A 20,518-nucleotide genomic window follows, 5' to 3' on the forward strand; every position below is an offset into this window, starting at 1 on the left:
CGGGTTTCCTCTTCGACCTCCGATGTCGTCAATGCGGCACAGTCCAGAAATATCAGTTATCTGCCGGACGCGCTGCCCGACGTGACGAATCCGTTCCCGGAACCGGTCAATGTAGGAGCCCCGATCGGGCCGGACACCGTCGATTCCTATACGCCGAAACGAGCGAACCTGATCACGTCCTCCCACTTCTACACGTTTACGACTTCAGGCGGGGCCACGACGGTTCGCATGGATATCACCGGCCTCGGCCGCGTAAAAAACCCAAACGCGAACGACCTGGACCTCTTTTTGTACAACGGCAATGGACAGTTGATTGATGTTTCCGACAGCGGCGGGAATGGGCAGCCCGAACGAATCGCCGGCCGGCTCGCAGCGGGGACATATTTCATTGAAGTCCGCAGCTATTACACCAACGGCGATACCGGCGTGGTTGTGTACAACTCCGGCGATTATACGTTGAGCATTTCCGTCCAATAGGCCTACAATAGCTTCAGTACAAACCCAATAACTGTATCCACTCTACGGAGGTTCACATGAACGGGACCTTTACGAGTCTCGTCGCGGTGGAAGTCGTTTTAACCACCGCGGCGATTCTGATGGTTGTTTATCGTGGCGCTCTCGACATGAAAGAAGAGGACCATATCATCCTCGACAATGCCGAAGCTCATCTGGCGCGGGAACAGGCTACGGTCCGGCGGAAGGTTACGGTGCTGAGCCGCTACCTCAAGGTGGTGGGCATCGCCTGGGCGGTCCTGCTCGTCACCATTGTCGGCGTCTGGATCGGCCAGGGACTTGGCATGATTTAGTAACCTATTGGAGGTTGCATCATTGGAGGTTTCTGCATTTCTCAATTTGAAATGGAGCAACCTCTAATGATGCAACCTCCAATAGTATTATTCCTTACAACGCGTAGCGGTTCGTGTCGGTCAGGAATTCCGCGATCCGTTGTCTGGCTTTCACCGTGTTGACCGGTGTCCACCGCAGCAACCGGCGAAGCGCGGCGAGTTGTGTGCGCAGAGTGTCGCCCTCGGCAACGGCCGCTAAAGCTTGTCTGGCCGAGAATTCGATCCGGCTCATCGCGTCGTTGATGAAGGTCCGCACCACATCCATGTGGGGATCGCTGGAGCTTTTCTTCTCCAGACGGTGAATCGCGGTATCCATTGCAAAGATGTCCATCACGATATTGCTGATGTGCATCAGGACTTCCTGTTCTTCCCGGATGGTTTCGCCGAATTTCTGAGTCGCGGCGCCCGCGGTAAATAGAAGTGCCTTCTTCGCCTGCGCGATTGCCGCAATCTCCGCGCCGAGTGGGCCGGAAGCATCCGGCGGCATCGACACGGACATCACCTCGTCGACCACTGCACGAGCGGCAGCGTACAGGGGTAATTTCCCGGCGGCGGCCCGCTTCAGGAGCATGCCCGGAATGAGAAGCCGGTTGATTTCGTTGGTTCCTTCAAAAATACGGTTCACGCGCGAATCGCGGTAATAACGCTCGATCGGATATTCGGCGCTGTAGCCGTAGCCGCCGTAGATCTGCACCGCCTCATCAACAACGAAGTCCAGAACTTCGCTGCAGAATACTTTCAGGATGGAGCATTCGATGGCATATTCTTCGATGGCCTTCAAGACCTGCGACGCATTGTCGGCGTCCACGCTTTCGAGGCTTCGATCCATTAACCCTGCCGTTCGATAAACCATGCCCTCGGCCACCCAGATCCGGATCGCCATCTCCGCCAGCTTGTGCTTGATGGCGCCGAAACTGGCAATGGGTTTCCCGAATGCGATGCGCTGCTTTGCATATTGAATGGAGTCATTCAGCGCGGTCTTAGCGCCGCCGACCGCGCCCGAAGCCAGCTTTGCGCGGCCAAAGTTCAATATGTTGAAAGCCACGTGGTGGCCTTTCCCGATTTCGCCGACGACGTTGCCGGCCGGCACTTTAGCGTTATTCAGGATCAGGGGCCGCGTTGAGGAGCCACGAAGTCCCATCTTGTTCTCTTCGGCGCCGGTGGAAACGCCGGGATAATCCTTCTCCACGATGAAACAGCTGAATTGTTTGCCGTCAACCTGAGCGAATGTTATGAACATGTCGGCAAATGCCGAGTTCGTAATCCACATCTTCTCGCCGTTGAGAACCCAGTGTGTGCCGTCCGCGCGGCGCACGGCATTTGTCTTCGCAGACAGCGCGTCGGAACCGCTGCTGGATTCGGACAACGCATAGGCGGAGATTTTTTCGGCCTTGCAGAGGAGGGGCAGATATTTGCGCTTCTGCTCTTCGGTGCCGAAGTAGACGATCGGCAGGGTTCCGATACCGCAATGCCCGCCATATGAAACGGCGAATGACGCGACTCGTGCGAGTTTTTCGGCAACGATCATGGACGAAACCTTGTCCAGGTTTTCACCCCCGAACTTTTCCGGCACTTCGATGCCGAGCAATCCCAGTTCGCCGCATCGCTTGAGGAGCCCGACGGTTACGTCCCACTCCTTGTGCTCGATCTTTTCAACCTGGGGGAGAACCTCGTCTTCGACGAACTGTTCCGTCATGTCGCGGATCATCGTCTGCTCTTCGGAGAAGTCTTCAGGCGTGAAAATGTCTTCAGGGGTGGATTCCTCAATCAGGAAACTGCCGCCGCGTTTCAGTTCAACAAGTTCTTTCGTCATTTCGTGTCCTCTTCCGGCATGCGTTCGAATATTCCTGCAGCTCCCATGCCGCCTCCCACGCACATCGTAACCATTCCGTAGCGCGCTTTGCGTCGTTGCATCTCGTGAAGCAAAGTTGCGGTCAGCTTCGAACCCGTGCAGCCCAGCGGGTGGCCGAGCGCGATAGCGCCGCCGTTCACATTCACTTTAGACGGATCCATGCCCAATTCGCGAATCACAGCAAGGGATTGCACTGCAAAAGCTTCGTTCAATTCGATGAGATCCATTTCGCTCAGCTTCAAGCCGGCTTGCCGGAGGGCTTTCGGAATGGCTTCGACCGGGCCGATGCCCATAACATCCGGCGGCACGCCCGCAGTTGCATACGCCACAAAACGCGCCAGCGGTTTCAAACCCAGGGCGCGGGCCGTCTCTTCGGACATCACGACAACAGCCGCGGCGCCATCGCTGGTTTGCGAGGCATTGCCTGCGGTCACGCTGCCTTCGGCCTTGAAAGCGGCTTTTAACTTTCGCAGCGCCTCGATGGAGGTATCGCGGCGCGGCCCTTCGTCGGTATCGAATAGGAATTCGTGGACGGTTCGCTTCCCGCGCTGCACCGTGATGTCGCGCACCGGCAGCGGAACGATCTCACTCTTGAACTTCCCGGCATCGATCGCCGCAATCGCCTTCCGGTGGCTCTGAAGCGCAAACACGTCCTGGTCTTCGCGGCTGATCCGATACTCTTCCGCGAGGTTCTCCGCGGTCAGGCCCATGCTTAAGTAGGTATCCGGATTTGTTTCGATCAGAGTGGGGTTGGGCGAGATCTTATTGCCGCCCATCGGAATCAGGCTCATGGATTCCATGCCGCCGGCGAGAATACAATGGGCGTTGCCCGAGGCAATCCGGTCTGCCGCAAACGCGATGGCCTGCAGACCGGATGAGCAAAACCGGTTCAACGTCATCGCCGGAACAGAATAGGGGATTCCGGCGCGAAACGCCGCCACCCTTGCGACGTTCATGCCTTGTTCGGCTTCGGGCATTGCGCATCCTATGTAGATATCGTCGAGATCTTCCGCTCGGAGCCCGTGAACGCGATCGATTGCCGCTCGAATGGCGACAGCCGCCATATCATCCGGCCGCGTCGCCGATAACTTTCCTTTCGGCGCTTTGCCTACGGCAGTTCGAACCGCGGAAACAATTACTGCTGCACTCATACAATCAATTCCTCAGAACCTTGCCCTTCTTGAGCAGGTGTTCCATCCGGGCGAGCGTTTTCTGCTCGCCGCACAGCGACTTGAACGCTTCGCGTTCGAGATCGAGAAAATATTGCTCCGGCGCGGTGGACGGGCGCGTGGCATCGCCGCCACAAATCACGAAAGCGAGTTTGCCCGCAATTTGGGCTTCGTAATCGGTGATGTGACCGGCGCGCCGCATCAGGTAAATGCCGAGCTTGATTTCGGCTCCGAGGGACTGCCCGAAAACCGGCAATTCCTCAGGAACCGGAGGGCGATAGCCGGTTGCAGCAAGTTCCACGGCGACAGCTTTGGCATCGTGAATGAGGAGGTCGGAATTCATGGTAATGCCGTCCTCGGGGCGTAAATAGAGAAGCTGCCGTGCGTGCTCCGCGCTGCCGGAGACTTTGGCGAGACCGATGTTCTGGAAAACTTCACGAACTTTTGGAGCGCCGCCGGGCGCTGCACGCCGAAGCATTTCTGTGGTGCCTCCTCCCGCCGGAATCAGGCCGGCTCCAACCTCCACGAGTCCGATGTAGGTTTCCGCTGCCGCCTGAGCGCGCGCTCCCGACATTGCGATCTCGCATCCGCCGCCCAGCGTTAATGCAAACGGCGCCGTCACCACCGGCTTCGCGTTGTAGCGGATGGCCTGAGTTGCGCGCTGAAAGAGCCGCACCATGTGGTCGATCTCGTCCCAATTGCCTTCGACGGCTTCCATCATCAAAAGCATCAGATTCGCGCCGGCCGAGAAGTTTTGACCTTGATTCGCAATAACCAGGCCCTCGAAATTCGCATTCACTTCTTCAAGAGACGTGAACAGCAGGGAAATGATGTCGTTCCCGATCGTGTTCATTTTCGAATGAAACTCGAGGCAGGCGATTCCATCGCCGAGATCTCGAAGGGATGCGCCGGCATTCTGCCGGATGATGCGCTGATTCCTGACCCAGGATGGCGCTGGCGCCGGTTCTCCTTTGAGCGCCCGTGCCAGCTCGAAGGGACCCATTTCCCAGGAAAATCCCCACCTCATCGCGCGGTCGACGGCGCCGGGATCGTCCGATATTTCCGGAATCCGCGAGGCAGCATAGTCCGAGATCGACGTCAGCAGCTCGGAGACAAACCCGGCCGCCCGATCGCGGCTTTTGAAAAGAGCCTGCAGCCGGTCCGGCAAAGACTCGATGCCCGAGACAGCGTCCAGGGAAGGGAACGCGGTCCGCTTTTGCGGACGGTATTCCATCGTGGCGAGGTCCAGCACAAGGATCTCGCCGCCTTCCTTTTTATAAAAGCCGCGCTTTGTCTTTGCTCCGAGCATTTGCCGTTGGGCCATCAAGCGCATGAATTCGGGAATCCGGAAGATATCGCGCGCCGGATCAGCGGGAGCGCTTTCGTAAATGTTGTCGGCGGCGTGGATGAAGATGTCCAGGCCCACCATATCGATTGTCCGGAAGGTGGCGGTCTTGGCCCGTCCAATGAGCGCTCCCGTCAGGCGGTCGACCTCTTCGATCGTGAATCCGCAACTCTGCATGAGTTGGATCGTCTTCAGGGCGGCAAATAACCCGATTCGATTGGCAATGAAGTTGGGCGTGTCTTGCGCGTGAACGACGCCTTTGCCGAGCACATTCTCTGCGAACTTCTCGAACTCCGCCAACGCCGTTCGATCGGTGTTCGCCGTTGGAATGATCTCCAGCAGCTTCATATATCGGGGCGGATTGAAGAAGTGGGTTCCAAACCAATAGTGTTTGAAATCCTCGCTGCGGCCGTCCGAGAGTCCCGCCACCGAAAGCCCCGAGGTATTTGTGGTCACAAAAGCGCCTGGCCGCCGCGCCGCATCCACCTTTTCAAGAAGCTGTTTCTTGATTTCCGGATTTTCCGCGACCGCCTCGATGACCCAATCCGATTCCTTGATTCGAGCCAGATCCTTATCGAAGCTACCCACCTGGATTCGCTGAACGTGTTCGGGAACGAAGAGGGCGGGAGGAGCACTTCTTTGCAGATTCTTCAGCGCCGCATGCACCTGTTCTTCGGTAAGATCCAGCAGCAGGACGCCAAGTCCGGCGTTTGCAGCGTGCGCTGCAATCTGTGCGCCCATCGTACCTGCCCCAAGAACTGCGACGCTCCTAATCATCGGGCTCCTTCTATCTGAATACCGCGGAGGCGCTGCAGGCGCAAGAGGATGAGATTCGGCTAGTCTGAAACGTCGCTCTTCACGATCTTATCCCTTTCCTTTGATCTTGAACCGCTTATATATGTAGTCGCGGGCTTCAGCCCGCGTCCTTCCCCTATTGGAGACCAACGCGGGCTGAAGCCCACGACTACATGGAATTCGAATGATTGTCAGTTGGTTATGGTGTTTGCGGGCAAAACTTGAACGGTCGTGTACGACCAGTCGACCGCGTTCCAGGTGCCGGTAGAGCCGAATAACTGCCCGCACATTCCGACGGTATAAGTACCCGCCGGGAGTCCCGTTATCAGGTCCGTGAGAGGGTATGGTTGGAGCGAGGGTGGGGCCGAAACAGCCGGGCTGGCCGAAACAGTGATCCAGTCCGAATCGTGGGCTGGGGTAAGGGTGCCGCCGGAGAATTGATAGCAGATCCACAGCCGCAGGCCCGTTGCAGTCGATGTGCCGGAGGTCCCCAGCGTCGCCTGAGACGACACAAGGACCGGCTGTCCAATGCCGACGTTGACCGTAATCGTCGTCGCCAGGAATTGCAGCGTCGGTGTGGGCATGCTCGATGGGCCTCGACGGGTTCCAACTCCCATGATCGAGGCGGGCCCCGCCGGGCCAGCGGGTCCCGCCGGGCCAGCGGGTCCAGCCGGTCCCGCCGGTCCCTGCCCGCCGGGAGTGCCGGGAGCACCGGCGGTTCCTGTATCGCCTTTATCGCCCTTGGGACCGATCGCACCGACGGCGACGTCGAAATACGCCGTCCGTCCTGCGAGCGTGCCGCAGGAAACGACAAGGTAGTAGGTCCCCGGGGTGAGGACCGGCTTCGATACGGTCAGTAGCATTGGCGTGCTGCTGACCACCGGTAGAGTCTGGCCGCTCAGTGTCACCGTCGGCGCAGCGCAGAAGTTCGTCCCGGCGATGTTGAAAGTCCCTTGGTTGTCATCGGGGACAACCGATTGGATGGTCACTGATGTTTGGGCGAAAACGGTTTGAGAAACCACGAGGATAAAGACGACCACAGCAAGCGAGCGTGCATAACGAGCAATCATTTACACTCCTTTTCGCGTGGCACCGCCACGCATCAGATAGTGCCCGCTGCGGACGCGGCGAGCAATCAACGCCAGGATACCGACACCCAGCAACACCGCGCTGCCGGGTTCGGGCACGGTCGTGGACGAATTCACGTTGAACTGCGCATCGTCCATTAACCAGGACAAACCATCCACGCCGAATGTGGTAGACATGTCGGCCGCGGGGCCGTCACCGGATCCAAACATGAGATCGGTGAGGCCCGTCCAGTCGAAAACGCTATCCACATACTGCTTCGGATCGAGATCGAACGCCGTCACATATGTCGGGTCCATGCTGTCGCCCGGCCGGTACCCAATGAGCTCCAGCGATTCTGCGCTATAAGGCGCGAATCCATTCGCATAGGCGAAACTCGAGAACGACGCTCCCAGGAAATCGAACGTACCGCTGCTGATGCTGACGTCGATCAAACCTCCTCCGACATCCGAACTGTTCGTCGCCGCATATTGCCCCGACGGGGAGCTATACGTGTTGCCTTGCGTGCCTGTGTAATCCGCATTGCATTCCAAAAGGAAGCCGGACGACCAGTTCAGTCCGCCATAGGGCGTTGGCAAACCACTATTGCAGGTTGGCATCGAGACAATGTCGTCAAACGTGAGCGTTTCCGCCCGTAACGGCAGGACTAAAAAAACCGACAGGATTACCGCGGTCGACACTCGCCGCATACATTTCTTCCAGAAGATTGGTCCACCCGCCGATCGACACTTCACGGGAAAACAGCTCAGAGGTTCGTCTGTGGATAACATCGTATTGAGGCTCCCATTTTCTTGCAAAATAAGAAGGGCCGTACAATTAAGCAAGCAAGGAACCAAAGCTAACAACTTGAATACATGACGAATCAGGCCCAATTATGGGTTGCTCTTTTGTAAAGTTATCCGACACCGATGATTGCGAAATCGCAGAGAAGGACCTACAACGTCAGTATTTTATGGACTTTCAAGGCGATCAGCCAAACCTGCGCTGACTGTCGAAAGATTTTACGGTTGCGTTAGTGTGGTCTCCGAGCTCGAATTGTTCCGTTAGCTGGATATTCTCCATCATGCCGATAATCTGTTCTTTCGAATGATCATAAACAGATGTGAGTATCCATCCGCTCCGATTAAGCAGGCCCTTCAGATCCGAAACGTGAATATTAACTGCCTTAAGACTAACGCTGTTATCCCTCTCGTTGATCTTGAACTCCAGCTTGTCGCCAGATTTCACCTTTAGAAGCTCCCGTACTTCGCGAGGTATTGTGGTTTGTCCCTTGCTGGTCAGAGTGGCAGTCGGCATAAGCGATCTTCTCCTTACACGGTACCATATGTAAGGAATTGACGATTACAGAGACCACGGATTTCAAAGTTTCGCTATTGCAGGCCCGCGAGTTCCGTTGCAAAGATCATGGCAAACGCGCCGGCGCGAGCGTCACGGTCGAGAATTGCGGCACGGCGCAGATAGTCCTTGAAGGTCAGGCCCCGCGTGCCGGTGCTTTCAGCTACATCCAATACACGGCCGTCCGATGCGGTGCGCGCAAGAATGGCCTGCCATGCGTTATCGACGAGCGGTTGATAGACCTTTGGGTCGAGCCAACCGTTGCGGATTCCCCGAAGCATGGCTGTGGCGATCATCGCGGTTCCTGAATACTCGGGATATGCGCCCGGATAGTCGACGACCTCGCGCCACATTCCGTTTTCATCCTGAAACCGCGAGAGCGCTTTCATGTGGTCCTGAAAGGTTTTTACCATCCAACTATAGTCAGGATGGTCCTTTGGAAAATCCGAAAGCGTCAAGGCGAGGCCGAGCGCCGGGAATCCGTTCCCACGTCCCCAGGCCGCGTCCGTCGAAGCTTGATGCCGGTAGAGACCGTCGGGTCTGAGGACGATCTTTTGCATGTAACGCAAATGACGCGCCGCCATATCGAAGTACTTGCGCTCACCGGTGAGTGCGCCGGCCTTCGCTAGGATCGGGATATCCATGAAAACGGAATCGCTCCAACCCCCGTTTAGCGGCATGAATTCCTTTAAGCCGCCTGTTTCGGTGAATCCGCTGTTCGCTGCGCGCGTCACCAGTTTTGCGGCTCGCTCGTCGCGCGTCCGTTTGGCAAGTTCGAAGAAGAACATATGTGCGGCAAGCGAACTTTGAGATGGCGCGGCGAAGCTGTCTTTCGAACCACTCAGGTACGGTTCGGCAAGGGCGGCAACGTCTGCCGTTTGTCCGAGACGCAGCCGGCCGATCAGAGCCATCGCCTGAATGTACGTCGGCTGATTGAAGTCGCGGCCATAGACCTTTGCGAGTTCCGCGGCGAAAACCTGAGGTGAACGGCTGCGCCGGCGGTCGATCTCCAGATGCGCTTCCGATGGTGCAAGTTTATCTGGAATAGTCTTCAACAAACCTGCGCGAGGCATCACCAGTTGAGCGGGAATGCGTCCGACAAAGGCCACCGCATTCTGCGAAAGCGCATCTGCAAGTCCGGAATCCGATGATCCCTCAATAATCACAAGATCCGGAGCATGAATTCCAATCCAACGCCAGATCACATGTGAATCCGCGTTTTCCTTATACGCATTTCCCGTTGGCGGAAACTGAAGCGGGCGTCCTTCGGGATTCGCCAGAGGCAGGGCAATGAGCCGAAAGGGCCGGCGCGCCTGGGGAATGGCGTCGAATGCCTCCGCTTCCCGGGTCACGATATCCACCCCGGTTTCTTTGCCTTGAAGACCACTCAACAACAATACGGTTGGCGCAGAAGGCGACGGCCCGGATATCACGATGGCCTCGATGCGCTCGTCATTCGACGTCAGTCCGATAGTCCAGCGGTCCGCCCCGAACGCTGCAGATGCGGTGAACAACGCGAAAGCAGCCGTGAGTATTCGCACGTTCCAAGTCCAGTTCATAGTCGGCTCTCCTGTCGAGCGACATTATATCTTCTGTAGGGGAGGTCTCTTTTATGCAACCAGGTCGTAAGTTTTAGTTGTTTGACAAGGTTTTTAGCCGCAGATGACGCGGATGACGCAGATGGGGCGCAAAAACGAACTTTGGAGGCGCCCCATCTGCGTCATCCGCGTCATCTGCGGCTAAAACTCTTCAGTTGAATCTCATCCGTTTGCGATGAAGGAACGGCCTGGCGTTGGCGCCGGAATACGTCGCAACGATGTGGCCGTCACCGATGAGTTGATACTTGTAAATCAGCAGGCCCTCGACACCGACCGGTCCACGGGCGTGGGTTTTATTGGTGCTGACGCCAACCTCGGCTCCAAAGCCATAGCGAAAGCCATCGGCAAAACGCGTGGAAGCGTTCCAGTAGACGCCGGCCGAATCCACTTCATTGAGAAAACGCCGGGCGTTTTCCGCATTCTCGGTGACGATCGTTTCCGTATGGGCAGAGCCGTATTTGTGGATATGGTTGATGGCATCGTCAAGGCTGTCCACGACCTTGACGTTCATGATGAGATCGAGATATTCGGATCCGTATCCGGAATCCCGCAATTCCACGCCCGCGCTTCGCAGCGCCTGCAAAACCTTCTCGCGTCCGGCGAATTGCGAGTGAACAATCAGTGTCTCCGCGGCATTGCAAACCGCTGGATATTGAGCTTTGGAGTCCACGGCAATGCGAATTGCTTTCTCCGGATCCGCAAACTCATCGATATAGACATGGCAAATGCCATCGGCGTGACCGAGGACCGGAATCTTCGTGCTCTGCTGGATGCTTCGCACCATCTCGTTGGAGCCGCGGGGAATCACGAGATTGATCAGATCGTCCATCTTCAGCAGTTCAGCGACCTCGTCGCGCGTCGCGAGTAACTGGACGGCGTCTTCCACACCGTGCTTCGCGAGGACTCCCCGGATTGTTGCGCCGATGGCCGCATTCGTGTGGACCGCTTCCCGGCCGCCTTTCAGGAGAACGGCGTTGCCGGAACGAATGGCCAGAGAGGCAATTTGCGGCCCGGCATCGGGACGCGACTCATAGATCATCGCCAGGACACCGATTGGCGCCTGAACCTTCTTGAGGATCAGGCCTTCGTCGAGTTCGGTCTCTTCGATGACACGGCCAACAGGATCGTCCATGCCGGCGATCTGTTCGATTCCCTGGATAACGCCGCGAAGCTTCGCTTCGTCAAAAACCAGCCGCTTGTAGAGCGGTTCCGCGATGTTCTTTGCCTTCGCCGCATCGAGGTCCTTTTTGTTCGCGTCAAAGATCCCGGCCGATTCGGCGCGCAAAGCCGCTGCGATTTCACGAAGAATCGTTGTCCGGTCCACGCCGGTGGATAGCTTGAGAAACGCCTTGCGGGCCTTCTCGGCCAGTTGTCGTATTTCGTTCATCGTTGATCCGTCAAAAAGGCCATGTTATTACGCGTGATGAATGCATCGTAATTCTTTGAAGTTGCAAGGCGAGCGATGTCGTCCGAGTGTTTTCCGATCAGCTTCGATGCATCCGCGCTCGAGTAGTTCACAATGCCGCGCGCGATCTCCTGGCCGCCGGGCCCGATGATCGCGACGACGTCTCCGTGTTCGAATTCCTTTTCGATGCGTGTGACGCCCGCATACAGCAGGCTTGCGTTCTTCCGCGTGATCGCGTCCATCGCCCCCTCGTTGATATGGATGCGCCCTGAGACTGACGATGCGAATGCAATCCAGCGGCGCTTTTCGGAGAGCGACGCCGCTTTGCCCACAAACAGAGTGCCTTCGCCCTCGCCGTTCAATACCCGGCCGAGTATCCCTGTTTTCAAGCCATTCGCGATGATCGCCATTCCCCCTGAGTTGATCGCGATGCGCGCGGCCTCAAGTTTCGTCGCCATGCCGCCGCGGCCCCGGGTGGACTTGCGGCCTGCAAGGGCCTCGATATCCGGCGTGATCTCCTGAACTTCAGGAATGAACTCCGCCTGCGGATTCTCGCGTGGATTGTCGGTAAACAGGCCGTCGACATCCGAGAGCAGAATCAGGACAGTTGCTTCGAGCTTGCTCATCACAAGTGCGCTGAGTTTGTCGTTATCACCGAAACTGCGGCTGCGATCCGTCAGTTCGAGTTCCGTCGTGGAGACGGTGTCGTTCTCGTTGATGATCGGAATGACGCCCATGTCCAGCAGCGTGGTCAACGTGTGTCTCAGATTGAGATAGCGCTGGCGGCTCGAGAAGTCCTCCTCCGTCAGGAGAACTTGTGCCGCCGTCAGTTCGTACTTCTCGAAGCCCTGCTCATAAAGATTCATCAGCCGGCTCTGACCGATCGCGGCGAGTGCCTGTTTCTGCGCCAGAGAGGCATTGGCCGATTTGATTTTGAGCGCGTCCGCGCCAAGCGCAACGGCGCCTGACGAAACGACAATAATCTGCCGGCCTGCCACGCGAGCCGCGGCAATGTCTTCGATAAACGAGAAGATGCGTCCCAGCGCAATCGCGCCGCTTTCATTGAAAAACAAGTTCGAGCCAAGCTTCACCACAATGCGCCTGGCATCGGCCACACGAGTGCGCATAAACAGCTTATTTTAGTTCATGAGGGCGCGAATCCGCTTGAGCTCCTTGACGCGATTCTCGATTTCTTCGCGGTCCTGGGCCTGGGGAGAGTGCTGGAGGTAGTGCTCCAGATCGCGTCCCGCTCCTTCAAACTGTCGAAGCTGCAGGCGGAGAAGGCCGCGGTCCCGGAATTGAACGAGGTCTTCGGAGTCGACCATGAGCATCATGTCGACCATGGAAAGGCATTTGTCGATGGCGTGCCCCTTCAGGTAAATGTCCTTCAGGTTATTGAGCATCCGCCACAGAATCTGCCGGGAGGTCACCCGCGCGAGCAGGCGGTCGCTGAACTCCAGCGCATCGCCGAATTGTTTGTACAGTCTTTCGCGGCAATCGTCGCGCGTGAGGATCTGGCCTTGGCTGTAGGGATCGATGAAGAATTCCTCACGAGGATCGAAATACTTCACGAGAAAATGGCCGGGCATCCCCACGCCGGCGATCGGAAAGTTCAAGCGCCGGGAAACTTCGATGTATACCGCCGACAGGGTGATCGGTATGCCGAGGCGCCGGTCGAGCACGTCGTTGAAGAAGCTGTTACGGGGATCGTAGTAATCATCGACGTTCCCATGAAATCCGAAAGAGCCAAAAAGTACAGAATTGATTTTCTCGACCGTGACAGCCGGCGCCTCGGTCGAACTGATTTTGTTCCGGGCGGTTTCCGCAATCTGGTCCAGCATATCGAGATAGGGACTCAATTCGAGCTGAGGGTATTCTTCACAGGCCACGATAAGCGCGGCCTCGGCCAGGGGGACAGCCGCATCGGGCAGCGTCACGAGCTGTTGAAAGGTCTTACGGGAACGAACGCTCACTTCGAAACTTCCTTTTCCGGCACGCGAATCATGCGATGGCCTAGCCTAACACAGGTAGAATTGACTTCATGCAGGACGTTGTCGTCATCGGCGGCGGTGTGATCGGCCTCACCATTGCCCGCGAGCTCGCCGGCCGCAAATCCGTGCTGCTCCTGGATCGCAGCGCGACGGGGCAGGGCACTTCCCGCGCCGCGGCGGGCATGCTGACGCCGCTGAGCGAAGCCGATGATCAAGGCCCCTTTTTTCAATTATCGTGCAAGAGTCACGCGCTGTACGACGGCTTCGTCCGTGATCTGGAAGACGAAACGAAGCTCGATTGCGGATACGCAAAGGATGGCCTCCTCGCTCTGGCGTCGACCGAAGAGGATGCTGCGGCCCTGCGCTGCCGCTGCGAATGGCAGAAGAAGGCGGGTTTTGAGGTCGACCTGATCGATTCGGCCGCAGTTTACAAGCTCGAGCCGCTCGTAACTGCGCCGATTGCGGCTGCGCTTTTTCTTCCCGGCGATCGATCGGTAACGCCGCGCTTGCTTGTACGTGCTTTGCGCGAATCGTGCTTGCGGCGGGGTGTTGAGATCCGGCAAGGGGTAAAGGTTGACGAGATTCGGCCGCATGCCGTCCGGGCCGGCGGCTCCACGTTCGAGGCATCGGCTGTTGTGATTGCATCCGGCGTCTGGAGTTCGGAATTGAAAGGCTTGAATCCGCCGATTCCGGTTTTCCCGCGCAAGGGACAGATTCTGTCGCTGGGAATGCCGGCAGAAGCCTTTCGCCGCATGATCCGCTGGGGAAATACATATTTTGTGCCACGGCCCACCGGGGAACTCGTCGTGGGCGCTACAAACGAAGATGCCGGTTTCGATACCTCGAACACGGCCGCGGGTCTTGGCCGCCTGTTGAATGAAGCTCAACAGATTTCGTCGCATACCGGCCAATATGCGATTCTCGAAACGTGGAGCGGCCTGCGTCCCGCAACTCCGGATAGCTTGCCGATCCTGGGGCCCAGTTCGATTCCCGGCGTGTTTTATGCGACCGGCCATTACCGCAACGGAGTCCTGCTGGCGCCGATCACCGCAGCCGTCATCAAGGATCTCATCGACAACGGCAAAACCGCTGTGCCGATTGAACCGTTTTCGCCCTGCCGGTTCGAGTATGCAGATGGGGCGCATCATCGGTAGCCTTTTGCACCCCATCTGCGGCTAAACACTGTGTTACATTCCTTTAAATGAACCAACTCGCCGTGGGGAGCAAGGCCCCCGATTTCGAATTAAAGGACGCGGATGGCCGCCCGCACAAGCTGTTCGATGCTCTGGCAAAAGGACCGGTGGCTCTGGTCATCTACAAGGCCGAATGTCCGACCTGCCAGTACACCTTCCCGCACATTCAAAAGATCTTCGAAAAAACAAAACGCAATACCGGCTTCACCTTCTGGGCGATATCGGAAGACGATGCAGCGGAGACCCGGCAATTCGTGAAGCAATACGGCCTGACCTTCGATGTGCTCATTGACGAGTATCCCTATCCGGTTTCCGCGGCGTTCGGCATGGAGTATGTGCCTGGAATTTTCCTGATCCAGCCGGATGGACAGATCTCGGTGAGCGAGTTCGGTTTTACAAAAGCGGGCCTCAACAAGATTGCCGGTACGGAATTCTTTACCGCCAATGACGGCATACCCGCTGTCCGGCCTGGCTGACGGTCCAAGAACTAGCGCCCGGTCGGGCGCGTGGTGTAGCCGCGGGCCTTAGCCCGCGTTCAACCCGTTGGAAACAAAGAGTCATTCATTTTCGACAGCCGGCTAAAGCTTCCCTTAAAACCTGCCGATGAGAGCGATGAACGTGTGTCGTTATGCTCGACAGGACCTTTTTATTTACCGACATTGAGGGCAGCACAACGCTCTGGGAGCGTTTTCCCGAACGCATGCGCAGCGCGCTGGCCCGGCACGACTCGATATTGCGAGACGTTATCGAGCGCCATGACGGAAGTGTGTTCAAAACGGTGGGAGACTCGTTTTGCGCAGTGTTTCCTTCGGCGCTGGAAGCGGTTACGGCGTCCGCCGATGCCCAGCGCGCGCTTGCTGAGGAAATATGGGAGGGAATCGATGACCCCATTCGCGTCCGTATGGCGGTCCATGCCGGACCCGCAGAATCCCGCGATGGAGACTTCTTTGGACAGACGCTGAACCGTGTCGCTCGAATGCTCGCGGCCGCACATGGCGGCCAGATCGTGCTTTCAAAAGCAGCGAAGGAATCGCTTGCCGGCCTGATGCCGCCCGGCGCATCCCTGGTCGATCTCGGAGAGCACCGCTTGCGGGATCTGATCCGGTCCGAGCGGATTTTCCAATATAACGAACCCGGGTTGGATGACGACTTTCCGCTTCTCCGGTCCCTCACTGCCTTTTCGCACAACTTGCCCGAACAGCTGACAAGTTTGATAGGGCGGGAAATGGAGCTCGCAGAAGTCAAGCATCTGCTCTCGGGCACTCGTTTACTGACTCTTACGGGCTCGGGGGGATGCGGTAAAACCCGGCTTGCACTACAGGCTGCCGCGGACGTGGTCGATCGTTTCACCAACGGCGTATGGTTCGTTGACATGGCCACGGTGGTGGATCCCAGCCTTATTGCAGCGACGGTTGCCGCGAGCCTTCGCCTGCGTGAACAGTCCGGACACACCATGCTGGAAACGCTGATCGCATTCCTGCGCGAAAAGCGTTTCCTTCTCATTCTCGACAATTGCGAACAGATTGTGAGCGCGTGCGCGGAGTTCGCGGACAGGCTTCTGCGCGTTTGTCCGGACTTGCACATTCTTGCTACCAGCCGCGAGGGTCTTGGCACTGCCGGTGAAACGACCTGGCGCGTGCCGTCGTTGGGCATTCCATCAGGTCAGGATCTGCGTTCCTTCGAAAAGATTGCGGAGAGTCCGTCCGTGCGGCTGTTTGCCGATCGAGCGGCCTGCGCGGTGCCCGATTTCAAGCTCACTTCAAAGAACGCTCCCGCGATCGTGAAGGTGTGCCAGCGGCTTGATGGAATTCCGCTGGCCATCGAACTGGCCGCTGCGCGCGTCAAAACAATCTCGCCCGAAGAGATTGCGCTGCGCCTCGGTGATCGATTTCGCCTGTTGACCGGCGGCAGCCGAACGGCATTGCCGCGACATCAGACATTGCGTGCCGCGATCGACTGGAGCTATCACCTGCTTGGTGGTCTCGAGGGGGTTTTGTTCCGAAGGCTCGCTCTGTTCTGCGGCAGTTTTTCTCTCGAGGCTGCGGAGTCTGTTTGTCAGGACGGTGAATTGCAATCCATCGACGTCCTCGACTGCGTCTGCCGGCTTGTCGATAAGTCGCTGCTCATCCTTGAACAAAGCGACGGCGCCGCTCGATACCGGATGCTTGAAACGATCCGCGAATACGCACTCGAAAGGTTGCGCGAATCCGATGAGGTGGCGGTCCTGCAATCGCAGTTCGTTCAGTTCTTCCTCGCGTTCGCCCGCCAGGCGGAACGCGAGCTCATGGGGCCTGCGCAAGCCGAGTGGCTCGGGCGGCTGGAGACCGAGATCGAGAACCTGCGCGCTGCGCTTTCCTGGAGCACTCAGGACGCCGAACTGGCCAGGGGCCAACTCGGGATGTCAGTTGCACTTTCGCGGTTCTGGATGGTTCGCGGCTACTGGGAGGAAGGTCTTTCCTGCCTCGGCCGTGTGATCACGGCTCCTGCCGTCGAATCGCTCGCAAACGAGAGATCCCGGGCTTTGAATGCATGCGGAAGTCTGGCGTGCCAACTGGGAAAATATCAGGAGGCCGGGCGGCACTATGAGCGAAGTCTGGCGATCCGCAGAGAGCACAACGACGAACGGGGCACTGCGGCGACGCTGAATAATCTTGGGCTGGTTCAGAAACACCAGGGCAATCTCGAAGGAGCACGTCCGCTGTTTGAGGAGGCTCTCAACCTCTTCCGCAAACTGGGCCATCAGGCCGCTGTAGCCGCGTGTCTCACGAACCTGGCGGCCGCCGATCTGTCGACCGGCCATTACGAAGCGGCCGGCCAGAACGCCCAGGAAGCGATGAGGATATTCCAGGCGGTCGGTGATCAACTCGGCATCGCCGCCTCGCTGACCGAGTTGGGTCACGTGGCTCTGGCGCAGCGCCGGCTGTCTGCCGCGCGATCCTGTTTTGAACGGAGCCTCTCGCTCTCGCACAGAGTAGGAGAGAAAGTCGGGATTGTCGATGCGCTGCAAAACCTTGGGCAATTGATGATAGTTGAGGGAGACTATGATGCCGCCCGTTCCTTCTACGCGGAAAGCATGGAAACAGCTCGCGAATTGGCGTCCGCCAGACATCTCAGCGCTGCCGACAAAGCGTTCGAAAGATTGCGTCAAGCGAAGGAGCCGGTTCCGGCAGGGAGGTAATGTGGCAATGATGGATCTGATGATGAACGAGCTTGATGAGCGGCGCCGGCACCGGCGGGTATTCTCGCTGATCCCCGAAGAGGACATGGTGCTCTTCAGTTCAAACGGCCACAGTCATTTTGTCGCAAAACTCCTCGACCTCAGCCGCGGCGGCGCCTTGATCTACTCGGCGGATCCGGCCGTCGCCGCCGAGGCCGGAGCGATATGCAAGTTATATTTCCAGAGCGGGGGCGCCATGTTTCATCTCGAAGGAAAGCTGATACGGCGTGACGTACAGGTGTTCGCTTTTCGATTCGTAAATGTTACACCGCTTGATCTGGCGGAGATACGCGGGAAACTGGCTCGAATGGAAATCCTGGCGGCGCGGTTATACGTGGGACGCTAATTTTTCTGCCTGGCCTTGCAGTCGATGCAGACGCGAGTCCAGGGCACCGCTTCCAGCCGCGCGGACGCGATCTCGTTCTCGCACTCCATGCAGATTCCGTAGACACCCTGGTCGATGCGGTGAATGGCTTCCTCAATGGCGCGGAGGACTTTCGAATCGGTTTGCTTCAATGCGAGACGAACGTGAAGGTCGCTTTCCTGGCTTGACTGATCGATCCAATCTCCGCTCTTGGAACCCGGTTCGGTCGCCGGCGTCCGGACCGGCGCGGCGGCCAACAGTTCATCCTTCTTTTTTTCCAGCAGGTCCCGGTACTTCTTTACGTCTGAACGCATATCTTCCTGCCACTCCTAGAACAGCCCGGCCGGGGCTTGAGTAAACAGGCCATTTTAACATAGTTCGCTTCATAACCCGCTCCGGCGGCTGATCTGCCGCCAGGCCCGGATTTTGCCGTCGACCACCTCATCCACCTTGAAACGAATAATCGCGGAAAACAATTCCTCGTCGCCCGCTTCTTCGAGTGCGTTCCGCACGGCGGCAAACAATTCTTCCTGCTGGCTTGCGGTCAGAGCAAAGTCGTAGGGAAGTAATTCGGTGCGGACATAAAGATCCATCGTCTCGTATCGGGCCAGCCGCTCCTCCCGGCTCTTTTCGCCCGGTTTCACCAGTTTTCTGAAGAAGCCCCTTCTGGACAGCGCCATGGGAAGATAATACACGCTATAATTCAGGGTTCATGACGACATTCGTTCAACAACTGGAAAACCATGTTCACGAGAAGCTTGCGATCCTGGACCTGCTCAAGGAAGCTGAAATCGGGCCCGTCGACCGCTCCGAAGTCATTCGCCGCCTGAAGATGGCATTGAAGAATGAGCTGGAGGCAAGCGAGATTGCCGCCGTCTGGATACCAACCACGCCCGAGATCGACGTCAAGCTGGCGCTGGCGCGGCAGGTTGGAGACGAGGCGAAACATTATCGATTTATCGAAGATCATCTCCGGCAGATGGGTGCCGATCTCAGCGCCTTCGACCCGGTGGCAGACGGCTACGGTCCCATGTTCCAGCTTCTGGCAGGCTTCGGTACGACCGTGGAACGCATCGGAGCGGCTCAGTTCACTCGAGAATCGCTGGCCCTGAAGAAAAACGAGCAGTTCATTGAGTTTTGCGAGGCGGCCGGCGACCACGAAACCGCCCGGTTATATCGGGAACAGATCCAGCCTGATGAAGAGTGGCATGTCCAACTGGGCCGCTCGGTCCTCGAGCGCTACGCTACAACTCCCGAGCTGCAGGCGAAAGCGGCCAAGGCCGTTGAAGCGGTCCTCGATCTCGCGCAGCGGATCCAGCATAAGCAACTCACAGAACTCAAGGTTTCTCACGCGCCCGGCTGCTGAGCGATTTCTCATGTATCAGTCGATCATCTATTCCGCAGACGGTCCCATTGCGACGATCAAACTGAACAGGCCGGACAAGCTCAACGCCTTTGGCGGCTCGATGCGGGAAGATATTCTGGACGCATTGGGCATGGTGGCGGCAGACGACGGCATTCGCGTGCTGATCGTGACCGGCGAGGGACGGGGATTTTCGGCGGGCGGCGATATCGATCATCTCAAGAAATTGCGGGAAACGAAGGACGAAGAGGGATTTCGCGCTGTCCTCTCGGCAGGACAAAAAATAACCCGTATGTTCCGCTCGATGTGGAAGCCGGTGATCGCGGCCGTCAACGGCCCTTGCGCCGGAGCCGGATTCAGTTTTGCTCTCGGCTGTGATATCCGTATCGCTTCCGAACGTGCGACTTTCGGCGCGGCGTTTGCCCGCATCGGCCTGCATCCGGATTGGGGCGGAAGCTGGTTTCTGCCGAGACTGGTCGGCAGCGCGAACGCGTGCGAATTGATCTTCACTGGCGCGATGATTTCGGCCGCACAGGCTGAAAAGATCGGTCTTGTGAATCGCGTCGTTCCGCCGGATCAATTGATGCCGGCGGTCACCGAGCTTGCCGCAACCATGGCAAAGAACTCGCCGAAGGTATTACGGCTGGCCAAGGAATCGATCTATCGCAGCCTCACCTCCGATCTCGATACTGCTTTTGTCCGGGAGAGCGATGTGCAGGCTGAATGTTTTTATAGCGAGGATTTTCTCGAAGGGCTTACCGCTTTCACCGAAAAGAGAAAGCCCGAGTTCAAAGGCCGTTAATTATGAAGTTTCGTTTTCTTCTTTTGATTCTATTGCTCCTGGCCGGGTGCAGCCAGAATGTGGAACTGGTCAATTCCGGCGAACGTCTCGAAAATGCTCCCAAACCGGCAGTCGATGCCGGCGCCGCGCCGCCACTTTCCCGTACCGGTGACGGGGTG

At 57.6% G+C, this 20,518-nt stretch carries 20 protein-coding genes; 8 read left to right on the top strand and 12 right to left on the bottom strand.

The features are described 5' to 3' along the window. Both VGK48_05960 and VGK48_05965 read left to right on the top strand, forming a co-directional pair. The coding region (locus VGK48_05960; protein HEY2380712.1) for a PPC domain-containing protein at positions 1 to 477 on the top strand (477 nt) is incomplete at its 5' end. Between the two features lie 56 nt (positions 478 to 533). Further along, the gene (locus tag VGK48_05965) at positions 534 to 806 is read left to right on the top strand and encodes a hypothetical protein (GenBank protein ID HEY2380713.1); all 273 of its coding nucleotides are present in this window, start codon (positions 534 to 536) and stop codon (positions 804 to 806) included. Positions 807 to 900: 94 nt separating this feature from the next. Here the strand turns inward: VGK48_05965 and VGK48_05970 are convergent, their stop codons facing one another. The 10 genes from VGK48_05970 to VGK48_06015 all read right to left on the bottom strand — a co-directional run bounded on the left by VGK48_05970 (position 901) and on the right by VGK48_06015 (position 13,403). Beyond that, positions 901 to 2,658 (bottom strand): acyl-CoA dehydrogenase family protein, encoded by a 1,758-nt coding sequence (locus VGK48_05970; GenBank protein HEY2380714.1) that lies wholly within the window; start codon positions 2,656 to 2,658, stop codon positions 901 to 903. Then, the gene (locus VGK48_05975) at positions 2,655 to 3,848 is read right to left on the bottom strand and encodes an acetyl-CoA C-acyltransferase (protein ID HEY2380715.1); all 1,194 of its coding nucleotides are present in this window, start codon (positions 3,846 to 3,848) and stop codon (positions 2,655 to 2,657) included. The genes VGK48_05970 and VGK48_05975 overlap by 4 nt, the downstream gene beginning before the upstream one ends. 4 nt (positions 3,849 to 3,852) lie before the next feature. Beyond that, the gene (locus VGK48_05980; GenBank protein HEY2380716.1) at positions 3,853 to 5,988 is read right to left on the bottom strand and encodes a 3-hydroxyacyl-CoA dehydrogenase/enoyl-CoA hydratase family protein; all 2,136 of its coding nucleotides are present in this window, start codon (positions 5,986 to 5,988) and stop codon (positions 3,853 to 3,855) included. Between the two features lie 209 nt (positions 5,989 to 6,197). Further along, positions 6,198 to 7,076: a hypothetical protein gene (locus tag VGK48_05985; GenBank protein ID HEY2380717.1), complete on the bottom strand. Its 879-nt coding sequence runs from the start codon at positions 7,074 to 7,076 to the stop codon at positions 6,198 to 6,200. Next, entirely contained in the window at positions 7,077 to 7,781 is a 705-nt protein-coding gene (locus VGK48_05990; protein HEY2380718.1) for a PEP-CTERM sorting domain-containing protein, read from the bottom strand. 280 nt (positions 7,782 to 8,061) lie between these two features. Then, entirely contained in the window at positions 8,062 to 8,388 is a 327-nt protein-coding gene (locus VGK48_05995) for an AbrB/MazE/SpoVT family DNA-binding domain-containing protein (GenBank protein HEY2380719.1), read from the bottom strand. A 74-nt stretch (positions 8,389 to 8,462) separates the two neighbouring features. Beyond that, entirely contained in the window at positions 8,463 to 9,986 is a 1,524-nt protein-coding gene (locus VGK48_06000; protein ID HEY2380720.1) for a glycoside hydrolase family 88 protein, read from the bottom strand. Positions 9,987 to 10,176: 190 nt separating this feature from the next. After that, entirely contained in the window at positions 10,177 to 11,412 is a 1,236-nt protein-coding gene (locus VGK48_06005) for a glutamate-5-semialdehyde dehydrogenase (protein ID HEY2380721.1), read from the bottom strand. Then, entirely contained in the window at positions 11,409 to 12,557 is a 1,149-nt protein-coding gene (proB, locus tag VGK48_06010; GenBank protein ID HEY2380722.1) for a glutamate 5-kinase, read from the bottom strand. The genes VGK48_06005 and proB overlap by 4 nt, the downstream gene beginning before the upstream one ends. Positions 12,558 to 12,569: 12 nt before the next feature. Further along, positions 12,570 to 13,403, bottom strand: a complete 834-nt coding sequence (locus VGK48_06015; protein ID HEY2380723.1) for a transglutaminase-like domain-containing protein — start codon at positions 13,401 to 13,403, stop codon at positions 12,570 to 12,572. A gap of 68 nt (positions 13,404 to 13,471) precedes the next feature. Between VGK48_06015 and thiO the strand changes: the two genes are divergently transcribed. From thiO to VGK48_06035, 4 genes are all read left to right on the top strand, one after another. Then, complete coding sequence (gene thiO, locus VGK48_06020) at positions 13,472 to 14,575, top strand: glycine oxidase ThiO (GenBank protein ID HEY2380724.1); 1,104 nt, start codon at positions 13,472 to 13,474, stop codon at positions 14,573 to 14,575. Between the two features lie 47 nt (positions 14,576 to 14,622). Continuing rightward, a complete protein-coding gene (locus VGK48_06025) occupies positions 14,623 to 15,090 on the top strand; it encodes a TlpA disulfide reductase family protein (GenBank protein ID HEY2380725.1) in 468 nt (155 codons plus the stop codon). 152 nt (positions 15,091 to 15,242) lie between these two features. Beyond that, the gene (locus VGK48_06030) at positions 15,243 to 17,792 is read left to right on the top strand and encodes a tetratricopeptide repeat protein (GenBank protein HEY2380726.1); all 2,550 of its coding nucleotides are present in this window, start codon (positions 15,243 to 15,245) and stop codon (positions 17,790 to 17,792) included. 7 nt (positions 17,793 to 17,799) lie between these two features. Beyond that, positions 17,800 to 18,177 carry a PilZ domain-containing protein gene (locus VGK48_06035; protein ID HEY2380727.1) on the top strand — a complete coding sequence of 126 codons (378 nt, stop codon included), beginning with the start codon at positions 17,800 to 17,802 and terminating at the stop codon, positions 18,175 to 18,177. On the opposite strand, the gene VGK48_06040 is transcribed toward VGK48_06035, so the two are convergent. Together VGK48_06040 and VGK48_06045 are read right to left on the bottom strand one after the other, a co-directional pair. After that, positions 18,174 to 18,509: a TraR/DksA family transcriptional regulator gene (locus VGK48_06040; protein HEY2380728.1), complete on the bottom strand. Its 336-nt coding sequence runs from the start codon at positions 18,507 to 18,509 to the stop codon at positions 18,174 to 18,176. The two genes, VGK48_06035 and VGK48_06040, sit on opposite strands and share 4 nt — an antisense overlap. 69 nt (positions 18,510 to 18,578) lie before the next feature. Beyond that, entirely contained in the window at positions 18,579 to 18,875 is a 297-nt protein-coding gene (locus VGK48_06045) for a hypothetical protein (protein ID HEY2380729.1), read from the bottom strand. Positions 18,876 to 18,907: 32 nt separating this feature from the next. On the opposite strand from VGK48_06045, the gene VGK48_06050 reads away from it, so the two are divergent. Continuing rightward, on the top strand, positions 18,908 to 19,561 hold the full coding sequence (locus VGK48_06050; protein ID HEY2380730.1) for a ferritin-like domain-containing protein: 654 nt from the start codon (positions 18,908 to 18,910) through the stop codon (positions 19,559 to 19,561). A 10-nt stretch (positions 19,562 to 19,571) separates the two neighbouring features. After that, positions 19,572 to 20,360 carry an enoyl-CoA hydratase/isomerase family protein gene (locus VGK48_06055; GenBank protein HEY2380731.1) on the top strand — a complete coding sequence of 263 codons (789 nt, stop codon included), beginning with the start codon at positions 19,572 to 19,574 and terminating at the stop codon, positions 20,358 to 20,360. The last annotated feature ends 158 nt before the right edge of the window (positions 20,361 to 20,518 follow it).

Source organism: Terriglobia bacterium (assembly GCA_036496425.1).
Classification (GTDB): domain Bacteria; phylum Acidobacteriota; class Terriglobia; order 20CM-2-55-15; family 20CM-2-55-15; genus 20CM-2-55-15.

What these genes read in the sequence shown, in the direction of transcription:
- VGK48_05965 (HEY2380713.1), top strand. Translation starts at nt 534, where the DNA reads ATGAACGGGACCTTTACGAGTCTCGTCGCGGTGGAAGTCGTTTTAACC.
- VGK48_05970 (HEY2380714.1), bottom strand. Translation starts at nt 2,658, where the DNA reads ATGACGAAAGAACTTGTTGAACTGAAACGCGGCGGCAGTTTCCTGATT.
- VGK48_05975 (HEY2380715.1), bottom strand. Translation starts at nt 3,848, where the DNA reads ATGAGTGCAGCAGTAATTGTTTCCGCGGTTCGAACTGCCGTAGGCAAA.
- VGK48_05980 (HEY2380716.1), bottom strand. Translation starts at nt 5,988, where the DNA reads ATGATTAGGAGCGTCGCAGTTCTTGGGGCAGGTACGATGGGCGCACAG.
- VGK48_05985 (HEY2380717.1), bottom strand. Translation starts at nt 7,076, where the DNA reads ATGATTGCTCGTTATGCACGCTCGCTTGCTGTGGTCGTCTTTATCCTC.
- VGK48_05990 (HEY2380718.1), bottom strand. Translation starts at nt 7,781, where the DNA reads ATGCGGCGAGTGTCGACCGCGGTAATCCTGTCGGTTTTTTTAGTCCTG.
- VGK48_05995 (HEY2380719.1), bottom strand. Translation starts at nt 8,388, where the DNA reads ATGCCGACTGCCACTCTGACCAGCAAGGGACAAACCACAATACCTCGC.
- VGK48_06000 (HEY2380720.1), bottom strand. Translation starts at nt 9,986, where the DNA reads ATGAACTGGACTTGGAACGTGCGAATACTCACGGCTGCTTTCGCGTTG.
- VGK48_06005 (HEY2380721.1), bottom strand. Translation starts at nt 11,412, where the DNA reads ATGAACGAAATACGACAACTGGCCGAGAAGGCCCGCAAGGCGTTTCTC.
- proB (HEY2380722.1), bottom strand. Translation starts at nt 12,557, where the DNA reads ATGCGCACTCGTGTGGCCGATGCCAGGCGCATTGTGGTGAAGCTTGGC.
- thiO (HEY2380724.1), top strand. Translation starts at nt 13,472, where the DNA reads ATGCAGGACGTTGTCGTCATCGGCGGCGGTGTGATCGGCCTCACCATT.
- VGK48_06025 (HEY2380725.1), top strand. Translation starts at nt 14,623, where the DNA reads ATGAACCAACTCGCCGTGGGGAGCAAGGCCCCCGATTTCGAATTAAAG.
- VGK48_06030 (HEY2380726.1), top strand. Translation starts at nt 15,243, where the DNA reads ATGCTCGACAGGACCTTTTTATTTACCGACATTGAGGGCAGCACAACG.
- VGK48_06035 (HEY2380727.1), top strand. Translation starts at nt 17,800, where the DNA reads ATGATGGATCTGATGATGAACGAGCTTGATGAGCGGCGCCGGCACCGG.
- VGK48_06040 (HEY2380728.1), bottom strand. Translation starts at nt 18,509, where the DNA reads ATGCGTTCAGACGTAAAGAAGTACCGGGACCTGCTGGAAAAAAAGAAG.
- VGK48_06045 (HEY2380729.1), bottom strand. Translation starts at nt 18,875, where the DNA reads ATGGCGCTGTCCAGAAGGGGCTTCTTCAGAAAACTGGTGAAACCGGGC.
- VGK48_06050 (HEY2380730.1), top strand. Translation starts at nt 18,908, where the DNA reads ATGACGACATTCGTTCAACAACTGGAAAACCATGTTCACGAGAAGCTT.
- VGK48_06055 (HEY2380731.1), top strand. Translation starts at nt 19,572, where the DNA reads ATGTATCAGTCGATCATCTATTCCGCAGACGGTCCCATTGCGACGATC.